Raw genomic sequence first — 24189 nt, 5'->3', positions numbered from 1 at the left:
CGTCCCACCCACCACGCCACCCCGAGCTCGGCGGCGCCGCGGACCCGTCGTGTGCCGCCGTACCACTGGTGACCTGAGGAGCGACTAGCTGCGCCATGACCATCACCGAACCCGTTCAGAGCCAGACCAAGTACACCGGGGCGCGGATCCGGCGCACAGAGGATCCCCGCCTGCTGGCCGGCCGAGGCCAGTACATCGACGACGTGACCGTGCCCAAGATGCTCCAGGCGGCCGTCCTGCGCAGTCCCCATCCCCACGCCCGGATCACGGGCATCGACACCAGCCGGGCCCGCGCGCTCCCCGGCGTGTTCGACGTGATCACCGGCCAGGACCTCGCCGCGGTCGCGGACCAGCAACCGGTGATCTGGTTCCCGATCCCCGAGCAGCGGATCGCCAGGACCCACGCGCTCGCCGTCGACCGCGTCCGCTGGGTCGGTCAGGCGGTCGCCGCCGTCGTCGCGACCGACCGCTACGTCGCCGAGGACGCCCTGGAGCTGATCGAGGTCAGCTACGAACTGTTGCCGGTCGTGGCGGACCTCGACGCGGCGCTCGCACCGGACGCCCCCAAGCTGTACGACGACTGGCCCGACAACGTCAGCGGCTCGCTGACCTACCGGAACGGCGATGCCGACGAGGCCTTCGCCTCCGCGGACCTCGTGGTCGGCGGCAGCTTCAGCCACGGCCGCGCCTTCGGCTGCCCCTTGGAGCCCCGCGGATGCATCGTGAACTGGGACTCCTTCGAGGGCACGCTCGACGTGTGGCTCTCCACGCAGTCCCCCAACCTCGCCCGTGACCTGCTGGCCGAGGTCTTCGACGTGCCGGTCCACAAGATCCGGGTCCGGACCCCCCACATAGGCGGCGGCTTCGGCAACAAGTTCGACTTCTACGGTGAGGAGGTCATCGCCGCCGTCCTCTCGCGGCGCACCGGCCGACCCGTCAAGCTGCTCGAGGACCGCGCCGAGAGCTTCGTCGCCACCGGCCACTCGCGCGACCAGCGCCTCGACTTCGAGATGGCCCTGAGCCAGGACGGCACGATCCTCGGGCTGCGCGGCACGTCCTACGGCGTACTCGGCGGCGCACTCGGCACCGTCGGCTCCGGGCCGCCCTGGGCGTCGGTACTGACCAGCATGGGGCCGTACAAGATCCCCAATCTCGAGCTGCACCTCAAGGCGGTCGTGACGAACCGCGCGCCGTACGGCTCCTACCGTGGCTGGGGAGCGCCCAAGGGCAACCTCGTGCACGAGCGGCTGATCGAGATGGCCGCCCGCGAGCTGGGGATGGACCGCGCCGAGATCCGGCGGAAGAACTTCCCCGCGCCCGAGGAGTTCCCGTACTTCACCGGCGCGATCTTCACCTACGACAGCGGCCGCTACGCCGACTGCCTCGACCTGGCGATGAGCAAGGTCGACGAGCTGGGCTGGCGCGAGCGTCAGGCGGAGGCGCGTGCGGAGGGGCGCCACGTCGGGATCGGGTACTCCTTCCACATCGAGCCGAGCGGGTACGGCCCCAGCCGGATCCTCAACCTGGCCGGGCTCGCGCACTCCGGCTTCGACGAGGCCGTGGTGCGGATGGACTCCGGCGGAAAGGTCACCATCTACACCGGGCAGATCAACATCGGGCAGGGAACCCACACGATCTACTCCCAGCTGGCGGCGGACACGCTCGGCGTCCCCATGGACGACGTGGTCGTGGTGACCGGCGACACCGACTCCTGTCCCTACACCGGGTACGGCACCGGCGGCAGCCGGGCCGCCACGCTCGGCGGCGCGGCGATCCTCCGGGCGAGCGAGCGGCTCCGCGGCAAGGTCTTCCGAGTGGCCGCGCAGCTGCTCGAGGCCTCCCCCGACGACCTGCAGATCGACAGCGGCACGATCAGCGTGCGGGGAACGTCGGGACCGTCGGTGACCACCCGCGACGTGGGGGACGCGGCCTACCGCCGCCTGCTCGACCGGCTTCCCGACGACGAGATGCCCACCCTCGAGGAGGTCGACGTCTTCGACCCGGTCAACATGGCGACCTCCTTCGGATGCGCGGCGCTGCTGATCGAGGTCGACCCCGAGACCGGGACCGTGTCGATGCTGGACTGCCTGCAGGCCCACGACTGCGGCACGGTGATCAACCCGATGCTGGTGGACGGTCAGCTCGCCGGCGGGCTGGCGCAGGCCATGGGCGGGGCCCTGCTCGAGGAGCTGGTCTACGACGAGGAGGCCCGGCTCCGGACGGGGAGCTTCCGGGACTACCTGCTCCCCACGGCCACAGACATCCCGCCGTTCCACTTCTATCACCAGGAGACACCGGCACCCGACATCCCCGGTGGGATGAAGGGCGTCGGCGAAGCGGGCACGATCGCCGGCGTCTCGCTCGTCGCGAGCGCGATCGACGACGCGCTCACCGAGTTCGGCGTCACGGTGACCCGTTTTCCCGTCACCCCGCCCCGGCTGCTCGAGCAGATCCGTGAGGCGACGTCGCACAAGGAGGGATCGCAGTGAAGCCCGCAGCAGTCGGTTACGCCCGGGCCGGTGACGTGCAGGAGGCGGTCGCCCTGCTCAGCCAGCACGGCACCGACGCCAAGGTGCTCGCCGGCGGACAGAGCCTGGTACCCCTGATGTCCTTCCGGCTGGCCCGGCCCTCGGTCCTGGTCGACCTCAACCGGGTCGGGTCGCTGGACTACGTCCGGGACGAGGGCACGAGCCTGCTGGTCGGCGCCATGGCCCGGCAGCGCGACGTCGAGACGAGCCCCCTGGTGGCCGAGGCGGCCCCGCTGCTGGCGGAGGCGCTGCGGCACGTCGGCCACGTCACCAACCGCAACCGCGGGACCGTCGGCGGGAGCCTGGCGCATGCCGACCCCGCCGCCGAGCTGCCGACCCTGGTCACCGGGCTGGGCGGCGAGTTGCTGGTGGAGGGCCCGGCGGGTCCCCGCAGCATCGCGGCCGAGAACTTCTTCGTCGGACCGTTCACCACCGCGATGGAGTACAACGAGGTCCTGACCGCCGTGCGGCTCCCGCGGCTGCCCGCCGGAACCGGGGTCGCCGTCGAGCAGCTGGCCCGCCGGCACGGCGACCTCGCCATGGTGGGCGTGGTCGCGGCGGTCCACCTGGGCCCCGACGGCTCGGTCGACCTGGTCCGGCTCGCCGCCAGCGGGGTCGGCCCGGTTCCGGTCCGGCTGCATGCGGCGGAGGCAGTGCTCGTCGGTGCGCCCCCGACCGACGAGGCGATCGACGACGCGGCCGCGACGGTGGCCGCCGCCGTCCGGCCGCCCGACGACATCCACGCCCCCGGGTCCTACCGGCGGGACATGGCCGGGCTGCTGCTCAAGAGGGCCGTGAAGACGGCGATCCAGCGAAGTGAGGCGAGCGCGTGAACGACAAGCAGAGTGTGTCGACGACGATCAACGGCCACGTCTACACGGCGGACTGCGAGCCCCGGCTCACGCTGGCGGACTTCATCCGCCACCAGTGCGGTCTCACCGGAACCCACCTGGGCTGTGAGCACGGTGTGTGCGGCGCCTGCACGATCATGGTGGACGGCCGCACGGCCCGCGCGTGCCTGATGCTGGCGGTCCAGGCGGACGGCTGCACCATCACCACCGTGGAGGGGATGGCGGACGGCGACCGGCTGACCCCGCTGCAGGAGGCATTCTGGAACAACCACGGCCTGCAGTGCGGCTTCTGCACGCCCGGGATGTTGATGTGTGCGACGGAGCTGCTGGAGAGCAACCCGGACCCGACGGCCACCGAGGTCCGGGAGCGCCTCTCCGGCAACCTCTGCCGCTGCACCGGATACGACTCCATCGTCACGTCGGTCCTCGACGCGGCGGAGAAGCAGCGGAGCTGACGCTCGTCGTCCGGGAGCGGACCGGGCCGCCCGCCCGAGGCCGGGACGATGTCCGGCCCGGTTCCCTCCTGGCGTCCCACGGCACCACCCGGTGGTCCCGGGGGCCCGTGCCCGCCCGGCCCGCCCGCGGGGGCGAGCCGCGGCGGTCGTCGGCCGGGTTCAGGGAGGCGCCCATCGGGCCGAAGGCACGTCCTCCGGGCCGCAGGTCGCTCCCGCAACCAGGTCCAGGGCCTCCTCGAGCACCTCGGCCACCGGGATCTGACCGAGGAACGAGGGCCGGTGCGCGCAGCCCTCTCCGGGGCGATGCGGGAAGCCGGCCGTGCTGGCGTCGACGCCGCACACCGGGCAGAGCACGGTCCAGCTCAGGAGCGGCCGGTGCCGCGTCCGGACGGTCGCCGCGGCGTTGATCGCGTTGCCGCACCAGTACAGCCCGACGGTCGCGGCACCGGCCGCGCGCGCGAGGTGCAGCGGCCCGGAGTCGTTGGCCACCACCACCGCGCACCGACCGAGCACGGCAGCCAGCGTGCCCAGGCCCGTGCGGCCGGTCAGGTCGTGCAGCGCGACGGCGGCGTGGCTGCGCACCTCCGCGCTCACGGGCAGGTCGGCGGCCGAGCCGACGAGCACCGGGCGCACTCCGGCGGCGGCCAGGCCGGCGGCGACGGCGGCGAACCGCTCCGCCGCCCAGCGCCGACGCGGATCACCGGCACCGGCGTGCAGCGCGACCCACGGCCCGTCGCCGGGCAGGAGCTCGGCCGCGGCCGCCTGCTCCTGGTCGGACACCGCGAGCAGGGGGTACTCCGGCGGCCCGTCGGCCCCCACCAGCGCGACCACCTCGAGGTACCGGAACACCTCTGCCTGGTAGTAGCGGTACGGCACTGTCGCGTCGAGCGGAGCGGCGTCGTCGGCGCGCAGACCGATGGACCACCGAGCGCCGAGGGCCCGCACCAGGGGATTCGACGCGGTCCCGCCGCCGTGCAGCTGCACAGCCAGGTCGTAGCGGTAGGCGCGGGCCCCGGCGAGGAACTCCGGCAAGGCGGACGCCGGCGGCGCCCCGCCCGGCTGCCCCGCCAGCCCGGCCACCTGCGGTACCACCACGACCCGGTCGACGGTCCCGGGGCGGCCGGACAGGAAGTCCGCCTGCCAGGCTCCGCCGAGCAGCGTGACCTCGGCCTCGGGGAAGGCGCGGCGCAGCGCCGCCAGCGCCGGGGTGATCATCAGGTAGTCCCCGAGCGCGTTGCACCGCAGCACGGCGATCCGCCGCACCCCGTCCCCGTCCTGGCTCACGCCGACCTCCCGATACCGCCCTGCAGCCCGAGGGTGACCATGAGCGGCGGCCGTCGTCCTCGGACGGGACGTGGTACCCACAGAGGGTGCGGGCCATGCGCGGTGTGGCCGCGTCGAGGAGGTCAGGACTGCGAGCGGACCGCGCCCCGGCCGCGACGGGACTCCTGCAGCGCGGTGAGATCGCCCGCCTCGAGCGCGGTCCAGAAGCGCAGGGCCGCGTGCTCCATCTCCAGGCCCAGTTCGAGGGTGAGCATGCGGGGCCGCAGCGACGGGTCGTCGCCGAACCGCTCCACCATGTCCTCGTACTCCGCGATGCGGTCCTCGTGCTGGCGGATCTGGTCCCGGGCCAGCGCGAAGACGTCCCCGGGCTCGCCGGCCTCGTTGAAGAACAGCTTGAGCTCCGCGATGTCCCGCAGCTCGAAGTGTTCCTCGGTGGGCGAGGCGAGCCAGGTCCGCAGGGCCTCCCGGCCCGCCGTGGTGAGCGAGTAGGTCTTGCGCCGACGCCCGGAGTCCTCGGTGGACAGGGCGAGCAGGCCCAGCGCCGCCAGCCGCTCGGGCTCCGAGTAGAGCTGCGCGTGCGGGAAGTTCCAGAAGTAGCCGACCGAGTGCGCGACGCCGCGCTTGAGGTCGTACGGGGTCGACGGACCGCGCAGGGCGATCATGCCGAGCACGACGTAGGAGGTGGGGGACAGGCGGACCTCGGCCACGAAACTCCTCGGGGTCGGCAGCGCACGCGTCGGTCGAGCCTGCACTGCGTGCCTGTGCAGTCTACGAAAGGGGTACCCGGCACTGTGCCGAAATCCCCGTCTTGCCGACCAACAATCTGAACTGTACCGTACGTTTCAGACGGTCATGGGAGGCTTCATGGATCTGGCGACGGCGTTGCGAGGAGCGGCAGAGCGCTACCCCGACCGCTTCGCGGTCCGCGGCGCAGGGCGTCATCTCGTCTATCGGGAGTGGGACGCGCGCACGAACGCGCTGGCCAGGGCCCTGCAGGCGGTGGGGGTCAAGCCCGGCGACCGCGTCGCACTCGCGTTGACGGGCGGCGAGCCGCTCGCGAGCCTGCACCTGGCCGCGCAGAAACTGGGCGCGGTCTCGGTTCCGCTCTCCACCCGGTTCTCGCCGGACGAGCTGCGGCACTGCATCGAGGACTGCGGCGCGGTGGCGCTCGTGGTCGACGACGCCAACGCCGAGCGCGGCGCGGCCGCGACCTCGGGCGGCGGACCCCGGCTGCACACCGCGGCGGAGCTCGACGAGCTGGCGGCCGGCGAACCCGACGGCGACCTGCCGACGGTGCCGGACGAGTCCGCGATCAGCGTCATGCTCTACACCTCCGGCACCACGGGACGGCCCAAAGGCGTCCCGCGCACGCACCGGGCCGAGCACTCGGCGGCGGTGGCGCACGCCGTGCAGACCCAGCAGCGCATCGGCGAGGTCGTGCTCGGGGTCATGCCGATGTTCCACACGATGGGCCTGCGCACCCTGCTGACCAGCATCGTGGTGGGCGGCACCTGGGTCGCGCAGCCGGCGTTCGACGCCGAGGCTTCTCTCGCGCTGATCCTCGAGGAGAAGATCAGCTCGCTGTACCTGGTGCCGACCATCTACTGGTCCCTGCTGCGCAGCGGGCGGCTCGGTGACGCCCGCGCCCTCGACCGGCTCGCCTACGCCGGCGCCGCGATGACGCCGTCGCTCGCCGAGCAGCTCGCCGCCGAGGTGCGTCCGGGGTCGTTCGTCAACCACTTCGGCAGCACCGAGATCTACACGTTCACCGTCAACCCGGACGTCGTCGCCAAGCCCGCCTCCGCCGGGCGGGCCGGGATCTTCTCCCGCGTGCGGCTCGTGACCCCCGAGATCGGGGCCCCGCCGGACGCGCTGGTGCCTGACGGCGAGCAGGGACAGGTGATCGTGTCCCTGGAGAGCCCGGAGGCGTTCGCCGGCTACTGGCAGCGCCCGGACGCGAACGAGAAGTCCATCCGGGACGGCTGGTACTACACCGGAGACCTGGCCGTCGCCGACGAGGACGGTGACCTTTGGGTGGCCGGCCGCGTCGACGACATGATCAACTCGGGCGGGGAGAACCTGTACCCGGACGAGATCGAGGCGGCGCTCGCCCGGTGCGCCGCGATCGACGACGTCGTGGTCGTCGGCCTGCCCGACGAACGCTGGGGCCAGGCGGTCACGGCGTTCATCGTTCCCGCGGCCGGCACCGATCCGATCGATGCCGCCGAGAAGACGCTGGCCCACGCGCGCAGTGCGCTGCCGTCGCTGAAGCGGCCCAAGAGAGTGATCGCCGTCGACGTCATCCCCCGGTCGGGCGTGGGCAAGACCTTGCGCCGCGTCCTCTCCGCGGGTGACTACGACGCGAAGGGAGAAGCTCGTGGCTGACCATGCCCCGGTGACGGAGGGCGGCACGCCCCGCTGGAACCCGGCCCGCGTCGAGGACGCCGCGCTCGTCACCGGCGGCGGTCGGTTCCTCGACGACATGGATCCCCTGCCGGGGACCCTGGTGGCCACCGTCGTGCGCTCCACCCAGCCCCACGCCCGCCTCGTGTCGGTCGATCTCAGCCGCGCCCGCGCGCAACCCGGTGTCGCGGCCGTGATCGGGCCGGAGGAGGTCAGGGCCGCCGTGCGGCCCTTCCCCCTCTCGACGACGACGCCGATGGCCTACTACCCGACGGCCCTCGACAAGGTCCGCTTCGTCGGCGAGCCGATCGCCGTCGTGGTCGCCTCGGACCGCTACACCGCCGAGGACGCCGCCGAGCTGGTCACCGTGGAGTACGAGTCGCTCGACGCGGTCGTGGCCCCCCGCCCGGCGCTCCTGCCGGACGCGCCGGTGCTGCACGAGGAGGCGGGGGACAACGTCGCCACGGACCGCACCTTCTCGTTCGGGCCGGTGGAGCAGGCCTTCGCCGACGCGGCGCACGTCGTCGAGGCGGACTACGACTTCCCGCGCTACTCCTCGGTCCCGATGGAGTGCTACTCGGTCATCGCGAACTGGCAGGACACGGCCGACGGGCCCGCGGTCGAGACGTGGGCGAACTTCCACGGCCCGTTCACCATGGTGCCGGTCATGGCCGGGGCCCTCGGCATCCCGACCTCCCGCGTCCGGCTCCACGTGCCCGCCGACATCGGTGGCAGCTTCGGCATCAAGGCGGGCATCTACCCGTACGTGGTGCTGATGGCGCTGGCGTCGAAGCACGCCGGCACCCCGGTGCGCTGGACCGAGGACAGGATCGAGCACCTCCTCGCCAGCGCCTCGGGCGCCGACCGGGCGATGCGGTTCTCCGCGGCCGTCGCGGACGACGGCACGGTCACCGCGCTGAAGGTCGACCTGGTCGACAACGTCGGCGCCTACCTGCGTCCGCCCGAGCCGTCGACGCTCTACCGCTGCTTCGGCAACATCACCGGTGCGTACCGGATCGGCGCGGTCGAGATCCGGGCGCGAGCGGTGGTCACCAACACCATGCCGACCGGACTGAACCGCGGTTTCGGCGGCCAGCAGCTCTACTTCGGCCTGGAACGGCTGATGGACGCCGTGGCCTCGGCCACAGGGCGGGACGTGGTGGAGGTCCGCCGGCAGAACCTCGTCGACCACTTCCCGTACGAGACGCCCACCGGCGGCGTCTACGACTCCGGGGACTACCCGGCCGCCCTGGACCTCGCGGTGAAGAACGCCGGGCTCGACGAGCTGCGGGCCCGACAGGCCGCGGCGCGCGCCGAGGGCGCCTACTACGGCATCGGGGTCGGCCTCGTCGTCGACCCCTCGGGCACGAACATCGGCTACGTCGGCCTCGCGACCCCCTCGGAGGACCGCAAGCCCGGCCGGGACAAGTCCGGCTCGACCGAACACGTCCGGATCTCGGTCGACATGCAGGGTCTGGTCACCGTCATGCTCGGCAGCGTCCCCCAGGGGCAGGGGCACGCCACGGTCGCCCGGTCGATCGCCGCCCGGCGGCTGGGTCTGCCCGAGGAGCAGGTGCGGGCCATCGTCGACATGGACACGAGCACGACGCCGTGGACGGTCACCTCGGGCAGCTACTCCTCCCGGTTCGCGCCGCTGGTGACCAGCGCGGTCGTCGAGGCCGCGGACCGGATCGCGGCCACGGTCCGCGCGGCGGGCTCGGTGCTGCTGGACCTGCCTCCCGAGGAGCTCGAGCTCGTCGACGGGAAGGTCCGCCACCGCGACGACCCCGAGCGCGCGGTGCTGTTCCGGCACGCCGCCGGGGTGGTGCACTGGGATCCCGGGGCGCTGCCGGAGGGCGTGTCCGCGAGGCTCTACGAGGAGGCCGCGTTCACCCCGCGGGAGGTCCGCGCCGCCACGAAGGACGACCGGATCAACTCCTCGCTGTGCTACGGGTTCGTCGCCGAGCTCGTCGCCGTGCGGATCGACCCGGACACCCTCGAGATCAGCATCGACCGGGTCTCGTCCGTGCACGACGCCGGCACCGTGCTCAACCAGCAGCTGCTGGACGGGCAGGTGCACGGCGCGCTCACGCACGCGCTCGGCGGGGCCATGTACGAGGAGTTCACCTACGCCGACTCGGGCCAGCCGACCTCGGCCACCTTCCTCGACTACCTGTGCCCGACCAGCGCGGAGGCCGGCTACGACCTGCGCACCGACCACATCGTCAGCCCGTCACCGCTCACGCCCCTGGGAGCCAAGGGCTGCGGCGAGGGCTCCTCGATGAGCTTCCCGGTCGCGTTCGCCAACGCCGTCGCGGACGCGTTGGGCCCGCACGGCATCGAGATCACCCGCCTGCCCCTGCACGGCGAGGTGCTGCACCAGCTTTTCGAGAACACCACCACGAAGGAGATCCACTGACATGGCGCTGACCGGCGGAGACGTCCTCCTCGAGCGGAGCGCGGACGGGCGCGTCGCGTACCTGACGCTGTCGCACGGCAAGTACACCGTCGTCACCTGGCAGATGCGGCAGCTCGTCGCGGACCGCTTCGCGGAGATCGACGCCGACAAGGACATCCGCGTCGTCGTCGTCCGCAGCGACGGCGAGCACTTCACCTCGGGCGGCGACATCGCCGGGTTCATGGAGGTCGACCCGATCGACTTCACCGACCTGGGCCACAACGTCACCGCGCCGGCGCGCAGCACCAAGCCCGTCATCGCGGCGATCGACGGCTACTGCTTCGGCGTGGGGCTGGAGATGGTGCTGTCCTGCGACATCCGGCTGGCCACCCCGCGCAGCCAGTTCGCGCTCCCGGAGATGAACCTCGGCATGATCCCCGGTTCAGGCGGCACCCAGCGCCTGTCCCGCCTGATCGGGCTGTCCCGGGCGAAGTTCCACATCATGACCGCCACCCGGATCCAGGCCCAGCAGGCGCTGGACTGGGGCATCGTCGCCGAGCTGCACGACGACCGGGACGCGCTGTACGCGGCGGTCGAGCAGCTGGCCGCGAAGATGGCGAACTTCTCCCCGGCCGCCCAGCGGACCGCGAAGGAGGTGCTCGACAAGGGCATCGACGCGCCGCTCTACACCGGCATCGACCTGGAGCGGAAGGCCTACGCGATGCTGCGCTCGACGAACGACTTCGCCGAGGGCGTCAAGGCGTTCGGCGAGAAGCGCAAGCCGGAGTTCACCGGGCGCTGAGCCGCCCCGCGCCCAGACCATTCAGGGAAGGTCCCTCGTGAAAGCAGCACCCTTCGCCTACGTGCGCCCCGCCGACCTCGACGACGTCCTCGACGAGCTGTCCGGCGGGGACGGGAAGGTGCTCGCCGGCGGGCAGTCGCTGGTCCCGGTCCTGGCCATGCGGCTGGGCCGGCCGGCGACCCTCGTCGACGTCACCGCCGTCGAGGAGCTCCACGGGTACGGCGCGTCTGCCGGCGGGCTGCGGATCGGCGCCGCGGTCCGCCAGCGCACGGTGGAACGGTCGGCGGAGGCCCGCGCAGTGCCGCTCCTCGGTCTCGCGCTGCCCTTCGTCGGGCACCGGGAGCTGCGCAGCCGGGGGACCGTGTGCGGCAGCCTCGCCCACGCGGACCCCGCGGCGGAGCTCCCCGCCGTCGCCTGCTGCGTCGGGGCGAAGATCGAGGTCGCCGGCCCCGGGGGCCGGCGCACCCTCGGCGCGAGGGAGTTCTTCGTCGGGGCGATGACGACCGCGGTGACCCCGGAGGACGTCGTCGTGGCCGCCGAGTTCCCGGTGGCCGCGCCGGGTGAGGGTTTCGGGTTCGCCGAGATCGCGCGCCGGCACGGCGACTTCGCACTGGCCGGGGTGGCCACGGCCGTCACCGTGGCCGAGGACGGCACCGTCACCGACGCCCGGCTGACCGGCTTCGGGATCTCGGACCGCCCGGCGTTCCGCGAGGTCACCGACCTGGTCCGGGCCGCGGCGGACGCGGACGACGTCGAGCGCGAGCTCCGCGGGGGCGCCGCGGAGCTGGCCGCCGAGCTCGTCGACACCGGCGGCGACACCCACGGCTCGACCGGCTACCGCCGCCGGCTGTTCAGCGTGCTCGCCGCCCGGGAGCTGGCCAAGGCCCTGCGCCGCGCCCGCGGTTCCCGCGCCTCCGGCCGCCCCTAGCCCACCTGACCCGCTCACGGCGCATCTTCTCCGAGGAGTTTCCGCATGACCCAGCTCGACGACCGGACCGGAAGCACGGCGGACACGGACGCGCGCGCGTCGCACCGCCCGCGTCCGCGTCCGCGTGCCGAGAAGATCCCCGCCGGCGAGCTGGCCGAGGTCTCGATGACGGTCAACGGCGCCGAGGTCACCGTCTCGGTACCGGCCCGGGTACACCTGGCGGACGTCCTGCGTGAGCACCTCGGCCTGACCGGCACCCACCTCGGGTGCGAGCACGGGGTCTGCGGGATGTGCACCGTGCTCGTCGACGGCGACGCCGCCCGCGCGTGTCTCCTGTTCGCGGTGCAGTGCGACGGAGCGGAGATCGTGACCGTCGAAGGCCTCGGCACCGCCGAGGAGCAGCACCCGCTGCAGCAGGCCTTCTCCGCGCACCACGGTCTGCAGTGCGGCTTCTGCACCCCCGGCATGCTGATGAGCAGCTACGACCTGCTCGCGAACCCGCCGGGCGAGACCGAGGAGGAGCTCCCGGAGCAGATGTCCGGGGTGCTCTGCCGGTGCACCGGCTACCGCGGCATCCTCGCGGCGGTCTCGGACGTCGCGCAGGCGTACCCGGACGGCCCGCCCGCGCCGGGCAACTGCGGCGCCCGCACCCTGGTCGGCCGGGGCGGCGGCAGGGGTCCGGCGGGCAGCGCCGACGACGAGGGCGTGGAGACCGGGCCGGCCCTGCCGACCGAGGTGCGCATCCCCGTCGGGGCGCCGTCCGCCAGCGTCTCGGTGACCAGCGCGCTGTCCTCCCCCATCGACGACGTGTGGCCGGTCCTCGAGGACTTCGACCAGCTCGCCCGGTGCCTGCCCGGCGCGCAGCTCGTCGAGGTGCTCGGGGACGATCGGTACCGGGGCCGGGCCACCATCGCGCTCGGGCCGGTCAAGCTGTCCTTCGAGGGCCTGGCCCAGGTCGTCGAGCATGATCGCGACGACCACCGGATGAAGGTCATCGCCCAGGGCGCGGACGCGAGCGGCAGCGCCACCCAGGCCGTGATCACGCTGGCGGCCGTCCCCGACGAAGGGTCGGAGGGCGGGACGCGCCTGCAGGCCGACGCGGAGCTCTACCTCTCCGGCCGGATCGCCCAGTTCGGCAGGGCGCTGGCCGGGGACGTCAGCCGGCGGATGTTCGAGCAGTTCGCCGACGCCGTCGACGAGACCGCCCGGACCGGCACGGCACCCGAGGTCGGGTCCGGCCCCAGCCCGGTGGCGATCGCCGCCGCGGCCCTGCGGGACGCGGTGGGCCGGCGCCTGCGGTCGGCCCGTGCCCGGATCCGCGAGGCCGTCCGCAGGCGGCGCGAGCGGCGCTGACGGCCGGCCGCGTTCGACGCGCGGGATCCGGCGCGACGTGCGCGGTCGACCGCGCGCGTGGAACTGGTGGGCGCGCGCGGCCGAGAGCGCGGCCGCGACCCTGCCCCCGGGTCAGCGGCGCCTGGTTCTCCGCGCGGTGCCGATGCCGGCCAGGTGCAGGGCGGTGAGGAGCAGACCGGCGAGCAGGAACGCGGTCGCGTCGAGGGGACCGAGGGACAGGCTCGCGAGGTGCAGGATGAGGGCGACGGCGAACAGGACGGCTGCGGCGATGGCGGTGATGACGTCCTCCTGGGTGGGCAGGGGCGAAGTCTGACGACCTCAGGTCACGACCGGGCCTCGGCTCCGCACCGGTGGTGCTGCGGTCGACGAGCCGTCGGTGTCGGCCGATGCCGCATCCGGCCGCACCGGATCGGGCGGCCTCGGCAACCCCAGCGCCGACAACAGCTCGCGGTGGTCGTCGAACACTAGGTCCGGGACGCAGTCCTGGTACTCCTTCGTCCCCTGGTCCGAGGTGAACAGCGCGGTCCGCATCCCCGCCTCCCGGGCGCCGAAGACGTCCCGGTGGATGTCGTTCCCGACGTACAGGGTGTGCTCGGCGGCGCCCCCGAGGCCGTCCAGCGCGATGCGGAAGAGCCGGCGGTCCGGCTTGCGGAAGCCGTGGTCCCCGGACACGACGATGGGGTCGAAGTACTCCAGCAGGCCCACCTTGTGGAGCTCACCCCGGGCGTAGGCGCTCTGCGCGTCCGTGACGAGGGCCAGGGGGAACCGTGCGCGCAGGACGTCGAGCACCTCGCGCACCCACGGGTAGAGCCGGAGCCGACGCCGTGAGATGCCGCGACAGGACTCGGCGAGGAACAACGGCATCTGCGCGAGCTTCTCCGCGGGCAGGGCGCGGGTGAAGTCGGTGGCGTGCTCGGTGACGATCCGGCGCCAGATCGCGACCGCGTCGAACTCGGGGTGCTCCTCCTCGCCGGCGTGCCGCTGTTCGTCGAGGAACCGGAAGTAGAGGTCCTTCACCTCGTGCCGGCGCAGGTCGATGCCCTGGTAGATGAGAAAGTGGCCGGCGGCCCGGAACATCGCGTCGTCGTGCTCGTCGGTGCGGATCTCGACGAGCGTCCCGTTCACGTCGAAGGCGATCGCGCGGATGTCGTCCATGGTCCCCGTTCGTCGTCCGGTCAGGAGGCGCTCGTTCACGACGCGCGGAGCAGTTCCTTGGCCTGCGCGACCAGTCTGCCGCCGTAGTCCCGCGGGATGTAGTCGTTGCGCGCGACGCGCAGCAGGTTGAGGGCCATGTAGTACGGCAGCCGGCGGGAGATCGACGCGAACGCGGCGTCCCGATCCGGGAAGTGGCAGCTGTACTCCCACAGGAAGTGGCCGATGAAGGGCTCGGCGCGGTACGGGTCGTGCGTCCCCTGCATGTACGCGTGCTGGAGCTCGCCCGCGACGCGCCCGACGTCGAACATGCGGTCGCCGCGCTTCATCCGCTCCAGGTCGATGGCGCCGACGTCCAGGCCGCCGCCGAAGAGGAAGTTGGCGGGGGTCGCGTCGCCGTGCAGCCAGACCTGCTGGTCCTCCCACATCCGCGGACGGTCCGCCCACAGCCCGCACAGCCATCGGAGCTCGTCGGTGTCCCACTGCCCGATCCGGCCGACGTCCCGCAGGATTCGGAGTTGGACGTCGAGGTAGGAGCAGTCCGCGGTGAAGTCGACGGCGGTCCCGTCGACGGTCCGGTTGTGTTGCGTGGCGAGGTAGTAGGCCAGCGCGGTGAGCCGCCAGAAGAGGTGCCCCGTGTCCCCGTCCCGGATCGCGCGCGAGATGGCGTCGCTGAGCAGCTCGCCGCCGTAGTACTCCAGCGCGAGGACACAGTTGATGTCCCGGTCGAACGCCAGCGGCCGGATCACGTGGTGGGGGGAGCCGACGAGGGCGTACCGCCGCAGCGTCTGGTAGCTCCCGTACTCCCGGGCCGCCGTCCACGCCGCGCGGTCCCGGTCCCGGCCGAACCGGGGGCCGAAGAACTTGCAGATCAGCTTGGTGTCGCTGAACTTCTCCTCGTAGCCGTAGACCTCGTTGCTCCCGCTGAGCCGGAACGCGCGGAAGGCCGGATGCGCCTGGTGCACGCCCATCGGCTCGGCGAGGACACGGCAGAGGAAGCCGTGCATCCGATCGTGCCGGGACACGTATCCGACGAACCGTCCGTCCACCCTGCGGGCCCTCTCACGCGCGATCTGCAGCACGGAACATGCAGGTGAGGGGTGACGGATGCACGACGACGGGCGACGGCACGAGCCCCGTCGCCCTGATCGGGAAGTTAGCAGCGTGGCCGACGGGTGTACAGGACCCGGACGGCGGACGAGGCTAGCCGGGAGATGTCCCAGCTGGAGCGCCGGATCAGGTCCTTGGTGTCCGCGTTGCTCAGCATGAGGGGTACCTCTCGTCCGTGGGCGCCGTCGGCCAGGATCGCGGCGTCGAGGAACTCCGGGTCGAGAGGACGCCACGTGCGGAATCGCTCGTCGAGGATCTGGCCGCCGTCACGGTCGCGGCCGGATCGCGATGGACCCGGACGGGTGCACGGCCGTCCTCCTCGGGGCCCTCCGCCCGGCCGGTAGCAGAATGCCGTGCATGCGGTTCATCCGTCGTTTCGACGAGCTCGGCCGCGACGACGTCGACGTCGCGGGTGGCAAGGGTGCGAACCTCGGCGAGCTCACCCGCGCGGGGTTTCCCGTGCCGCCCGGTTTCGTGCTCACGACGGACGCCTACCGGGCCGTCGTCGAGGCGAGCGGTATCGGCCCGACGATCCTCGAGCTCGCCACGGGCTCGGACCTCGACACGGCGTCGGCCGCGATCCGGGCCCTGTTCGGCTCGGTGAGATTCCCGGACGCGATGGCCCGCGAGCTGCGGGCCTCCCGCAAGGCCCTCGGCGAGGGCCCCGTCGCGGTCCGGTCCTCGGCCACCGCGGAGGACCTCGAGGGCGCGAGCTTCGCGGGCCAGCAGGACACCTACCTCGACGTCGGCAACGGCCGCGGCGAGCTGCTGGGGGCCGTCCGGAGATGCTGGGCCTCGCTCTGGACGGAGCGCGCCATGGCCTACCGCGCCCGGCAGGGGATCGGTCCGGCGGACGTCGCGCTCGCCGTCGTCGTCCAGGAGATGGTCGACGCGGACGCGGCCGGGGTCCTGTTCACGGCGAACCCCGCCACCGGACGTCGTGACGAGGCGGTGATCTCCGCGGCGTGGGGCCTCGGCGAGTCCGTGGTCAGCGGCTCGGTGACCACGGACGACACGGTCGCGGACAAGAAGACCGGGCGGGTGCGCTCCCGCACCACCGCGGACAAGGCGGTCATGACCGTCCCCACCGGGCGCGGCACCGAGGAACGGCCGGTCCCGGCCGGCCTGCGCTCCGAACCCGTCCTCTCCGACGACCAGGTGGCCACGCTGACGGCCCTCGGTACCCGGATCGAGGACCACTTCGGCGGCCCGCAGGACATCGAGTGGGCCCGCTCCGGGACCGCGTTCCGGATCGTGCAGTCCCGCCCGGTCACCGCGCTGCCCGAACCCGAGGCCGCGCCGCCGACGGACTGGCCGGTGCCGGACCCGAAGGCGATCTACGTGCGGGCGAGCATCGTCGAGCAGCTGCCGGACCCGCTCACACCGCTGTTCGAGGAGCTGATCGACGGCTCGGTCACCCGCTCGCTGCAGGCGCTGATGACCGAGCTGCTGGACGCCGGTGTCGTGCGCGACGGCGACGTGGGCCTCCCGACCGTCAACGGTTACGCCTACTACCGCTACTCCCGCGCCGGGATGGCCCGGATCATGCTGCGCAGCCCCGCCGCCCTGCCGGTCCTGGCCGGCTCGAACGGCGAGGCCCGCGCGCAGGTGCGGTGGCGGGAGCGGTCCCGCCCGCGCTACGCCGAGGTCCTCCGGCGCTGGACGGACCGGCCCCTCGACGAGCTGACGACGGACGAGCTGATGGCGGGCGTCGGCGAGCTGCTGGACGCGGGCACGGAGTACTACACCGCGGTTCAGACGATCATCCCGATCGCCGCGTCGAGCGAGGTGGTCTTCACCTGGTTCTACGAGCACCTGGTGCGGCGGCCCGGCGACCCGCCCGCCGTGGCGTTCCTGCTGGGCTTCGACAGCGCGCCGATCCGCGCCGAGAAGTCCCTGTACGACCTCGCGGCCTGGGCGCGGACGACGCCCGACCTGACGGGCGCGCTGCTGGCCGGGCAGAGCACCGAGCGCTGGCCGGAGTGGGACGTCCGCCTCCGCGCCCATCTCGACGCCCACGGCCACACGCTCTACAACATGGACTTCGCCAACGCCGTCCCGGCCGACGACCCGGCCCCGCTGCTGGGCACGGTGCGGTTCTACCTGGGTGGCGGCGGGGCGGACCCGCACGAGCGGCAGCGCGCCTCCGCAGACCGCCGCGAGGCGGCCACGGAGCAGGTCCTGGCCAGGCTGGACCCGCTGCGCCGCAGGACCTTCAGGCAGCTGCTCCGGTGGGCCCAGAAGATCGCCCCGGTCCGCGAGGACGCCCTCGCGGACATGGGCCTGGCGTGGCCGCAGCTGCGCCGGATGCTGCGCGAGCTGGGCCGCCGGCTCGTCGAGGAGAAGGTGATCGACGACCCGGACGACGTCTTCTGGCTGCGCCGCGACGAGGTGCTGCAGGGGCGACCGGGAGCCGTCGAGCAGCGCAAGGAGCTCTGGCGCGGACGGCGCCGCGTCACCCCTCCGCAGGTGCTGCCCCGGGGCTCGTACTGGGAGCGGTTCGACGCGGTGCTGCCGGCGTCGTCCGCGGAGCAGACCGGGAACGTCCTGCGGGGCACCGGCGCGAGCGCGGGCCGGGTCGTGGCCACCGCGCGGGTGCTCGCCGGGCCGCAGGACTTCGGCCGGATGCGGCCCGGGGACGCGCTGGTCGCGAGCATCGCGACGCCCGCCTGGACCTCGCTCTTCGCAATGGCCGCCGCCGTCGTCACGGACATCGGCGGCCCGCTGAGCCACAGCTCTATCGTCGCCCGGGAGTACGGGATCCCCGCCGTGCTCGGCACCGGCGCCGCGACCCGCCGGATCAGCGACGGCGCCCGGATCCGGGTCGACGGCGACGCGGGCACCGTCACCCTGGTCGACGAGCCGGACGAGCCCGACGAGCCGGCCGCCGCCACGGAGCGCCGGTCCCGGACCGCCCTCGTGGCGGCCGGCGGCGGGATCGCCGCCCTCGGCCTGGGCTGGTGGCTCCGCCGGCACCGCTGAGGCTCAAGATCACCCCTCGGGACCGATTTCCGTCGGGTACGGCCGAAATCGGTCCGACGAGACGATCTTCCGGTAGGCCCGGGATTGTGGACGGGAAGTGTCCGCTGCGGTTCCTAGGGTGTCCGCATGCTCACCGACTTCCCGCTGAACCCGATCCTCCCCGCCCAGGACGGCGACCGCGTCCGGGCCTTCTACCGCGACGTCCTCGGGCTCGAACTCCTCTCCGGCCCCGCGGACCCGATGCTGTTCCGGGCGGGCGCGGACACGACGATCGCGCTGACCGAGCTGCCGGAGCGGGTCCCGCCGTCGTACCCCGTGATCAGCTTCAGGGTGCGGGACATCGAGGAGGTGGTCCGCGGCCTGCAGGAGCGGGGCGTGGTCTTCGAGCCCCTCGCCGCGGGCGCCTTCGCCGGGAAGGAGGGCGTCGATCGAGGGGTGATCACGGACTGGGGCCCGGTGCGGTCCGCGTTCCTGAAGGACTCCGAGGGCAACGTGCTCGCCCTCAACGAGTTCCTCTGATCGCGGCGGCCACCACCTGTTCCGCACAGCGATGAGTCCGGAGCCCCGGCGCGGTCACCACTCCCGACCCACTTCCGAGGAGGGGACCGTGCGATGACCGAACCCGTGGCCGAACTCGACGCCCGCTACGGCGAGCCCGACGCCCGACCGATCCCGTGGGCCGAGGTGAGGGCGGCCCTCGGCGCGGCCGAGCTCTTCTGGGTCTCCACCGTCCGCCCGGACGGCCGCCCGCACGTCACCCCGCTGCTCGCGGTCTGGCGGGACGGCGCCCTGCACTTCTGCACCGGCGCGGACGAGCGCAAGGCGCGCAACGTCGCGTCGAACCCGGAGGTCGTGCTCACCACCGGGACGAACGCGCGGCACGGCGGGACGGACCTCGTCGTCGAGGGGCGGGCCGAGCGGGTCACCGATTCCGGCACGCTGAAGGCACTGGCCGGCGCCTGGGAGGACAAGTACGGCGCAGACTGGCACTTCGACGTCCTTGACGGTGGTTTCGACGGCGGCAACGGCCTCGCGCTGGTGTTCCGCGTCGAGCCGACGACGGCGTTCGGCTTCGGCAAGGGTCCGTACAGCCAGACCCGGTACCGCTTCCCGGCCGGTTGAGCGCGGAACCGACGCCCGGTCCCGGCGTCGTCGCGAGCCCGAACGGGCGAGTCGTGGGAATGTAGGCCGATGACACGTACCGACGTCACGATCGTCACCACGGACGGCTCCGCGTCCGGCACCCTGCACGTCCCCGAGGGCGAGGGCCCCTGGCCCGGCGTGCTCGTCTACCCGGACGCCGGCGGCGCCCGCGAGACCTTCCGCGAGATGGCGGACCGGTTGGCCGCCATGGGCTACGTCGCCCTGCTCCCGGACATCTACTACCGCGAGGGCGACTGGAAGCCCTTCGACATGGCCACCGTGTTCAGCGACCCGGACGAGCGGGCACGGCTGATGGGGATGGTCCACGGCCTGACCCAGGAGCTGGTGATCCGCGACGCCGGGGACTACCTGACCTTCCTGCTCGCCCGGGACGAGGTGACCGGCGACGCCGTCGGGACGACCGGCTACTGCCGGGGCGGCTGGACGTCGCTGACGGTGGCCGGGAGCTATCCCGAGCGGGTCGCGGCCGCGGCGTCGTTCCACGGCGGCGGGCTGGCGGCCGCGGACGACCCGACGAGCCCGCACCTGCTGGCCCCGAGCATGCGGGCGACCGTCTACGTCGCCGGCGCGGAGAACGACGCCTCGTTCGACCAGGAGCAGTTCGACCGCCTGGAGGAGGCGCTGACCAGCGCCGGCGTCACGCACACCCTGCTGTTCTACCCGGCCGCCCACGGCTTCGCGGTGCCGGACAACCCGACTCACGACCCCGACGCCGAGAAGCGGCACTGGGAGGCACTGGCCGAGCTGTACGGCACGGCACTGTCGGCCTGACCGACGGCCCGCCCTAGGCTGCCACCGACCAGCCCGGGGAGGCCCATCAGTGATCACCGACGACGAACGCATCGCGCTGTTCCTCGACTACGAGAACCTCGCGATCGGCGCGCGCGACGGGCTCGGGGTCTCGCCCTTCGACTTCGGCCCCGTCGCGGACGCCCTCGCCGAACGCGGCCGGGTCGTGGCGCGGCGCGCCTACGCGGACTGGTCCTACTTCGACGACGACCGGCGGCTGCTCGCCCGCGCGCAGGTGGAGCTCATCGAGATTCCCCAGCGCGTGGGCGGCTCCCGGAAGAACGCCGCGGACATCAAGATGGCCGTCGACGCGATCGAGCTCGCCTACGAGCGCCCCTTCATCACCACGTTCGCGATCGGCACCGGGGACTCGGACTTCACCCCGCTCGTCCACAAGCTGCGCGAGATGGACAAGCGGGTGATCGGGATCGGGGTGCAGTCCTCGACGTCCGCACTGCTCCCGCCCGCCTGCGACGAGTTCCTGTTCTACGACCGGCTCCCCGGGGTCGAGCCGACCCAGGCGCCCGTCGTGCGGAAGGGCCGGGGCCGGTCGGTCCGTCCGGTGATCGCCGCCGCGCTCACGCCCGTCGTCCCTGCGATCGAGCCCCCGCTGATCACGCCCCCGCCGCCGGAACCGCCCGCCCCGGAGGCGGTCGTCGACGACCCCCAGGACGAGGAGCAGGTGGAGACGGGCACGGACCGGGAGGTCGGTCCGCTCGTCACCCGCACCCTCGCGGGCCTGCAGCGCCACACCGACGGCCCGGTCCTCGCCTCCCGGCTCAAGCGCGCGATCCTCCGCAAGGACCCCACCTTCGACGAGGCGGACCACGGCTTCCGCGGTTTCGGCGAGCTGCTGCGCAACCTGCAGACCCGCGGCGTCGTCGAGCTGGCGCAGGGGTCGGCGCAGGGCGACCCCGAGGTCATGTTCCCCGAGAACGGCTCCGCGGACGACGACGCGTTCCGGCTTCTCGCCGACGTCGTCAGCGACCTGGGATCGCCGCAGCTCAGCGGGCTGAAGGACAAGATCCGCAAGCGGCAGCCGGGCTTCAGCGAGAAGCGCTTCGGCTTCAACAGCTTCCTGTCCTTCGCCAAGGCCGCCCGCGCGCGGGACCTGATCGAGATGGATTGGGACGACGACTCCGGGGACTACCGCTTGCACGTCCTGGACTGAACCTTCACGGAGCGTCGGTTGCCTGACGCCGCGTGAGAGGCCATGCTCCCGCAATGTCCGCTTCCCGCGTCATCGGTGCCGCCGTGGTCCTCGCGTCCCTCTCGCTCGCCGGCTGTTCGTCCGGGGCGGGCACGCCCGCCCCCGCCTCCTCCGTCGCCGCGGCGGCAGGCTCCTCCCCGTCGGACCAACGGGTCACGTTCGCGGAGCAGGGCGCAGCGATCACCTACAATCCGGCGCTGGTCCCGGTCGGCGCGGGCGCCCACATCGTGACGAGCTCGGAGGCCGGCCGCTCGACCGTCACCCTCGAGCTCACCGGCCTGGTCCCGAACCGGCAGTACGGCGCGCACGCCCACGCGAAGGCCTGCGGCCCCGCGCCGGCGGACTCCGGACCGCACGTCCAGCACGAGAAGGACCCGGTGACCCCGAGCGTCGACCCGGCCTTCGCCAACCCGCGCAACGAGGTCTGGCTGGACGTCACCACGGACGCCCAGGGCAACGCCACGTCCACCTCCACCGTGGACTGGGAGTTCACCGGCGCGTCCCGGCCGAACGCCGTCGTCGTGCACGCGATGCCCACCAGCAGCGAGCCGGGCAAGGCGGGCACCGCGGGGGACCGGGTCGCCTGCGTGTCCCTCCCCGCGTAGCCGGTCCCGCGCCGGGTCACCCGTTGCGGATCGTCAGGCCGCCGTCGACCACCAGCGTCGCGCCCGTGATGTAGGAGGCCGCGGGCAACAGCAGGGAGACGGTCGCGTGGGCGACCTCCTCCGGGTCCCCGTAGCGGCGCAGCGCCGTCCGGCGACGGGCGAAGACCGCCTTGTCCCCGTCGGGGATCCGGGCGGTCATGCCCGTGTCGATCGGGCCGGGGCAGATGCAGTTGACGGTCACGCCGCTCTTTCCGAGCTCCACCGCGAGCGACCGGGTCAGGCCGATGACGCCGTGCTTGGAGCTCGTGTACGGCGCGATGCCCGCGGTGGCGCCCAGGCCCTCGGTCGAGGCGATGTTCACGATCCGGCCGTCGCCGTTGCGCTGCAGGTCCGGCAGCGCCGCCCGGACGAAACGGGTGTGCGCGGTGAGGTTGACCGCGAGCGTCGTCGCCCAGGCGTCCTCGAACCCGTCGTCGGTGAAGGGGATGTGGATGCTGACGCCGGCGTTGTTGACCAGCGCGTCGATCGGCCCGAGTGCCTCCCGGATCTCGGCGGCGGCCGCGGCGGGTGCCTCCCGCTCCGAGACGTCGGCGACGACGGCGTGTACCCGCGTGCCCGCCCCCCGCAGCTCGGCGGCGACCTTCTCCAGCCCCTCGGGATCCCGGTCCACGATGCCGACGAGCGCGCCCTCGTCGGCCAGGACGTAGGCGGTCGCCCGGCCCATCCCGCTCGCGGCGCCCGTCACGAGGACGACCCGGTCGGCAACGGAACGGCTGAGCTTCGACAGTCGTGGCATAGGTCGATGCGTACCACGCCGAACGACCGCCAAGAAGTGCTGTGGGGACGGTCGGCGCCGAGCGGGGAAGGCTCTTCCCGGGCTGCCTGCGGGGTCCCCTGCCGACCCCTCCTGCGTCAGGGGACCCCGCAGACGTCGGGGCCGGTCAGGAGATGACGCCGGCGCGGAGTGCGAGCAGGACGAGCTGGGCGCGGTCGCCGGTGCCCAGCCGGCGGCCGATCCGGCCGAGATGACTCTTCACCGTCAGCGGCGAGAGCCGCAGCCGGCGGGCGATCTCGATGTTCGTCTCGCCGTCGGCGGCGCACCGGATGATCTCGATCTCACGGTGGCTGAGCAGGCAGCCGACCCCGTGCACGTCCGGTACGCGCAGCTTGCGCGGCGGCGGTTCCGCCGGCTCTTCCGGCGGGACCACCGCCGAGGCCGCTCGCGGCGGGCCGGCGAACAGGTAGCCGCGGGCACCGGAACGCAGCAGCAGCTGCACGTCCTGCTGACCGTCGGGCATCCCGCAGACGACGACCCGGGCGGTCTGCGCGAGGCCCGTCACGGTGTGCTCGGGACCTGCGGCCGCCGCGGTCCCCGCGTCGACGACCACGAGGTCCGGCGGCGAGCCCTCCCGGCTGCGGTCGTAGGCGTCCGCCAGCGTGGAGGTCTCCTCGACCGCCCGGCTCAGGCCGTGCAGGCCGTGCGCCCACAGGGCGCGCAGCGGCCCGTCGTCGGAGACGAGCAGGACCCGGGTGAGTGCCGCAGGCTCGGGCCGGGCGTGCTCGTGCGAGGTACGGGGTCTGGGAAGGAGCAGCGAGGAGATGGATACACCCTCGTCGATCACGGACACCCCCGGTGGCAAGCCCAGCGCATACTGCGGTCCGCGGGGTCACCAGGGTCCGGGGCCACTCCGCCTGCCTCGGGAACGTACTCCTTCGGATAGCTCAGTACGAGCACTCCGCGTGGCGTTTCCTCCTCGCGCGTCGGCTCGCCTGCGCGCGGATGCCGTAGTGGTACCTCCGCGGCGGGTGCGCCTGCTCACCGTGCGCGGAGGAGCGCACCGAGCTCCGCGGCGACGGCCGCCGGTGTCGGCAAGGCGCCGATCTCCCGTCGGAGGTCCTCGGCGGTGGCCGCGAGCTCTCCGGACAGCGCGCGGCGGACGGCGGCCCGCAGCTCGTCCGGCTCGGTCGAGCCGCGAACCGCGCACCCGCGCCGCACCAGCGCATCCGCGTTGAGGAACTGGTCCGCGCCCTGCGGCACGACGACCTGCGGGACCCCCGCGGCGAGCGCGGACAGCGTCGTCCCGGCCCGCAGTGGTGCACGATCGCCGAGCACCGCGGGAGCGCCGCGGTCAGCGGGACCCAGCGGTGGGCCTGGACGGAGGCGGGCAGCGGACC

Annotated in this window: 21 protein-coding genes; 14 read left to right on the top strand and 7 right to left on the bottom strand. The window is 73.1% G+C overall.

The window, feature by feature from the left end; genetic code table 11:
• Positions 1 to 95: 95 nt before the first annotated feature.
• Genes JWP64_RS29590 through JWP64_RS29580 form a run of 3 tightly spaced genes read left to right on the top strand, consistent with a single transcriptional unit; the run spans position 96 to position 3834 of the window.
• A complete protein-coding gene (locus JWP64_RS29590; protein WP_297503493.1) occupies positions 96 to 2489 on the top strand; it encodes a xanthine dehydrogenase family protein molybdopterin-binding subunit in 2394 nt (797 codons plus the stop codon).
• Positions 2486 to 3361 carry a xanthine dehydrogenase family protein subunit M gene (locus tag JWP64_RS29585; RefSeq protein ID WP_297503491.1) on the top strand — a complete coding sequence of 292 codons (876 nt, stop codon included), beginning with the start codon at positions 2486 to 2488 and terminating at the stop codon, positions 3359 to 3361. Before JWP64_RS29590 ends, JWP64_RS29585 begins: the two co-directional genes overlap by 4 nt.
• Positions 3358 to 3834, top strand: coding sequence for a (2Fe-2S)-binding protein (locus JWP64_RS29580; protein ID WP_297503489.1), 477 nt, complete (start codon positions 3358 to 3360; stop codon positions 3832 to 3834). The genes JWP64_RS29585 and JWP64_RS29580 overlap by 4 nt, the downstream gene beginning before the upstream one ends.
• A 159-nt stretch (positions 3835 to 3993) precedes the next feature.
• Here JWP64_RS29580 and JWP64_RS29575 read toward each other — a convergent pair whose 3' ends face one another.
• Together JWP64_RS29575 and JWP64_RS29570 are read right to left on the bottom strand one after the other, a co-directional pair.
• Complete coding sequence (locus JWP64_RS29575) at positions 3994 to 5118, bottom strand: glycosyltransferase family 9 protein (protein WP_297503487.1); 1125 nt, start codon at positions 5116 to 5118, stop codon at positions 3994 to 3996.
• Between the two features lie 122 nt (positions 5119 to 5240).
• Positions 5241 to 5825, bottom strand: coding sequence for a PadR family transcriptional regulator (locus tag JWP64_RS29570; protein WP_297503486.1), 585 nt, complete (start codon positions 5823 to 5825; stop codon positions 5241 to 5243).
• A gap of 157 nt (positions 5826 to 5982) precedes the next feature.
• Here JWP64_RS29570 and JWP64_RS29565 point away from each other — a divergent pair, with 157 nt between their 5' ends.
• The 5 genes from JWP64_RS29565 to JWP64_RS29545 are packed head-to-tail and all read left to right on the top strand — an operon-like array spanning position 5983 to position 13002.
• Entirely contained in the window at positions 5983 to 7503 is a 1521-nt protein-coding gene (locus JWP64_RS29565) for an AMP-binding protein (RefSeq protein WP_297503484.1), read from the top strand.
• Positions 7496 to 9940, top strand: coding sequence for a xanthine dehydrogenase family protein molybdopterin-binding subunit (locus JWP64_RS29560; protein WP_297503482.1), 2445 nt, complete (start codon positions 7496 to 7498; stop codon positions 9938 to 9940). The genes JWP64_RS29565 and JWP64_RS29560 overlap by 8 nt, the downstream gene beginning before the upstream one ends.
• 1 nt (position 9941) lies before the next feature.
• Positions 9942 to 10721 (top strand): enoyl-CoA hydratase/isomerase family protein, encoded by a 780-nt coding sequence (locus tag JWP64_RS29555; RefSeq protein ID WP_297503480.1) that lies wholly within the window; start codon positions 9942 to 9944, stop codon positions 10719 to 10721.
• A gap of 37 nt (positions 10722 to 10758) precedes the next feature.
• The gene (locus JWP64_RS29550; RefSeq protein WP_297503478.1) at positions 10759 to 11649 is read left to right on the top strand and encodes an FAD binding domain-containing protein; all 891 of its coding nucleotides are present in this window, start codon (positions 10759 to 10761) and stop codon (positions 11647 to 11649) included.
• 45 nt (positions 11650 to 11694) lie between these two features.
• Complete coding sequence (locus tag JWP64_RS29545; RefSeq protein WP_297503476.1) at positions 11695 to 13002, top strand: 2Fe-2S iron-sulfur cluster-binding protein; 1308 nt, start codon at positions 11695 to 11697, stop codon at positions 13000 to 13002.
• A 318-nt stretch (positions 13003 to 13320) separates the two neighbouring features.
• Here JWP64_RS29545 and JWP64_RS29540 read toward each other — a convergent pair whose 3' ends face one another.
• Together JWP64_RS29540 and JWP64_RS29535 are read right to left on the bottom strand one after the other, a co-directional pair.
• A complete protein-coding gene (locus tag JWP64_RS29540; RefSeq protein WP_297503474.1) occupies positions 13321 to 14196 on the bottom strand; it encodes an HAD family hydrolase in 876 nt (291 codons plus the stop codon).
• Positions 14193 to 15179, bottom strand: a complete 987-nt coding sequence (locus JWP64_RS29535) for a phosphotransferase (protein WP_297503472.1) — start codon at positions 15177 to 15179, stop codon at positions 14193 to 14195. Before JWP64_RS29535 ends, JWP64_RS29540 begins: the two co-directional genes overlap by 4 nt.
• 442 nt (positions 15180 to 15621) lie before the next feature.
• Here JWP64_RS29535 and JWP64_RS29530 point away from each other — a divergent pair, with 442 nt between their 5' ends.
• The 6 genes from JWP64_RS29530 to JWP64_RS29505 all read left to right on the top strand — a co-directional run bounded on the left by JWP64_RS29530 (position 15622) and on the right by JWP64_RS29505 (position 22014).
• The gene (locus tag JWP64_RS29530) at positions 15622 to 18246 is read left to right on the top strand and encodes a PEP/pyruvate-binding domain-containing protein (RefSeq protein WP_297503470.1); all 2625 of its coding nucleotides are present in this window, start codon (positions 15622 to 15624) and stop codon (positions 18244 to 18246) included.
• A gap of 126 nt (positions 18247 to 18372) precedes the next feature.
• Positions 18373 to 18765, top strand: a complete 393-nt coding sequence (locus JWP64_RS29525; protein WP_297503468.1) for a VOC family protein — start codon at positions 18373 to 18375, stop codon at positions 18763 to 18765.
• A gap of 93 nt (positions 18766 to 18858) precedes the next feature.
• Positions 18859 to 19368 carry a pyridoxamine 5'-phosphate oxidase family protein gene (locus tag JWP64_RS29520; protein ID WP_297503466.1) on the top strand — a complete coding sequence of 170 codons (510 nt, stop codon included), beginning with the start codon at positions 18859 to 18861 and terminating at the stop codon, positions 19366 to 19368.
• Positions 19369 to 19437: 69 nt separating this feature from the next.
• The gene (locus JWP64_RS29515) at positions 19438 to 20181 is read left to right on the top strand and encodes a dienelactone hydrolase family protein (protein WP_297503463.1); all 744 of its coding nucleotides are present in this window, start codon (positions 19438 to 19440) and stop codon (positions 20179 to 20181) included.
• Positions 20182 to 20230: 49 nt separating this feature from the next.
• Positions 20231 to 21370 carry an NYN domain-containing protein gene (locus JWP64_RS29510; RefSeq protein WP_297503461.1) on the top strand — a complete coding sequence of 380 codons (1140 nt, stop codon included), beginning with the start codon at positions 20231 to 20233 and terminating at the stop codon, positions 21368 to 21370.
• Positions 21371 to 21423: 53 nt separating this feature from the next.
• On the top strand, positions 21424 to 22014 hold the full coding sequence (locus JWP64_RS29505) for a superoxide dismutase family protein (RefSeq protein WP_297503459.1): 591 nt from the start codon (positions 21424 to 21426) through the stop codon (positions 22012 to 22014).
• Between the two features lie 16 nt (positions 22015 to 22030).
• On the opposite strand, the gene JWP64_RS29500 is transcribed toward JWP64_RS29505, so the two are convergent.
• From JWP64_RS29500 to JWP64_RS31765, 3 genes are all read right to left on the bottom strand, one after another.
• Positions 22031 to 22810 carry an SDR family NAD(P)-dependent oxidoreductase gene (locus tag JWP64_RS29500; RefSeq protein ID WP_297503457.1) on the bottom strand — a complete coding sequence of 260 codons (780 nt, stop codon included), beginning with the start codon at positions 22808 to 22810 and terminating at the stop codon, positions 22031 to 22033.
• A 145-nt stretch (positions 22811 to 22955) separates the two neighbouring features.
• Complete coding sequence (locus tag JWP64_RS29495; protein WP_297503455.1) at positions 22956 to 23642, bottom strand: response regulator transcription factor; 687 nt, start codon at positions 23640 to 23642, stop codon at positions 22956 to 22958.
• A gap of 188 nt (positions 23643 to 23830) precedes the next feature.
• Entirely contained in the window at positions 23831 to 24052 is a 222-nt protein-coding gene (locus JWP64_RS31765) for a hypothetical protein (RefSeq protein ID WP_366890810.1), read from the bottom strand.
• Positions 24053 to 24189 lie beyond the last annotated feature (137 nt).

It is taken from the genome of Pseudonocardia sp., assembly GCF_025465255.1.
Taxonomy (GTDB): domain Bacteria; phylum Actinomycetota; class Actinomycetes; order Mycobacteriales; family Pseudonocardiaceae; genus Pseudonocardia.
The sequence above is the reverse complement of the archived record's forward strand: the minus strand, read 5'-3'. Positions and strand labels throughout refer to the sequence as shown.

What these genes read in the sequence shown, in the direction of transcription:
- JWP64_RS29590 (WP_297503493.1), top strand. Translation starts at nt 96, where the DNA reads ATGACCATCACCGAACCCGTTCAGAGCCAGACCAAGTACACCGGGGCG.
- JWP64_RS29565 (WP_297503484.1), top strand. Translation starts at nt 5,983, where the DNA reads ATGGATCTGGCGACGGCGTTGCGAGGAGCGGCAGAGCGCTACCCCGAC.
- JWP64_RS29555 (WP_297503480.1), top strand. Translation starts at nt 9,942, where the DNA reads ATGGCGCTGACCGGCGGAGACGTCCTCCTCGAGCGGAGCGCGGACGGG.
- JWP64_RS29545 (WP_297503476.1), top strand. Translation starts at nt 11,695, where the DNA reads ATGACCCAGCTCGACGACCGGACCGGAAGCACGGCGGACACGGACGCG.
- JWP64_RS29530 (WP_297503470.1), top strand. Translation starts at nt 15,622, where the DNA reads ATGCGGTTCATCCGTCGTTTCGACGAGCTCGGCCGCGACGACGTCGAC.
- JWP64_RS29525 (WP_297503468.1), top strand. Translation starts at nt 18,373, where the DNA reads ATGCTCACCGACTTCCCGCTGAACCCGATCCTCCCCGCCCAGGACGGC.
- JWP64_RS29520 (WP_297503466.1), top strand. Translation starts at nt 18,859, where the DNA reads ATGACCGAACCCGTGGCCGAACTCGACGCCCGCTACGGCGAGCCCGAC.
- JWP64_RS29515 (WP_297503463.1), top strand. Translation starts at nt 19,438, where the DNA reads ATGACACGTACCGACGTCACGATCGTCACCACGGACGGCTCCGCGTCC.
- JWP64_RS29505 (WP_297503459.1), top strand. Translation starts at nt 21,424, where the DNA reads ATGTCCGCTTCCCGCGTCATCGGTGCCGCCGTGGTCCTCGCGTCCCTC.
- JWP64_RS29500 (WP_297503457.1), bottom strand. Translation starts at nt 22,810, where the DNA reads ATGCCACGACTGTCGAAGCTCAGCCGTTCCGTTGCCGACCGGGTCGTC.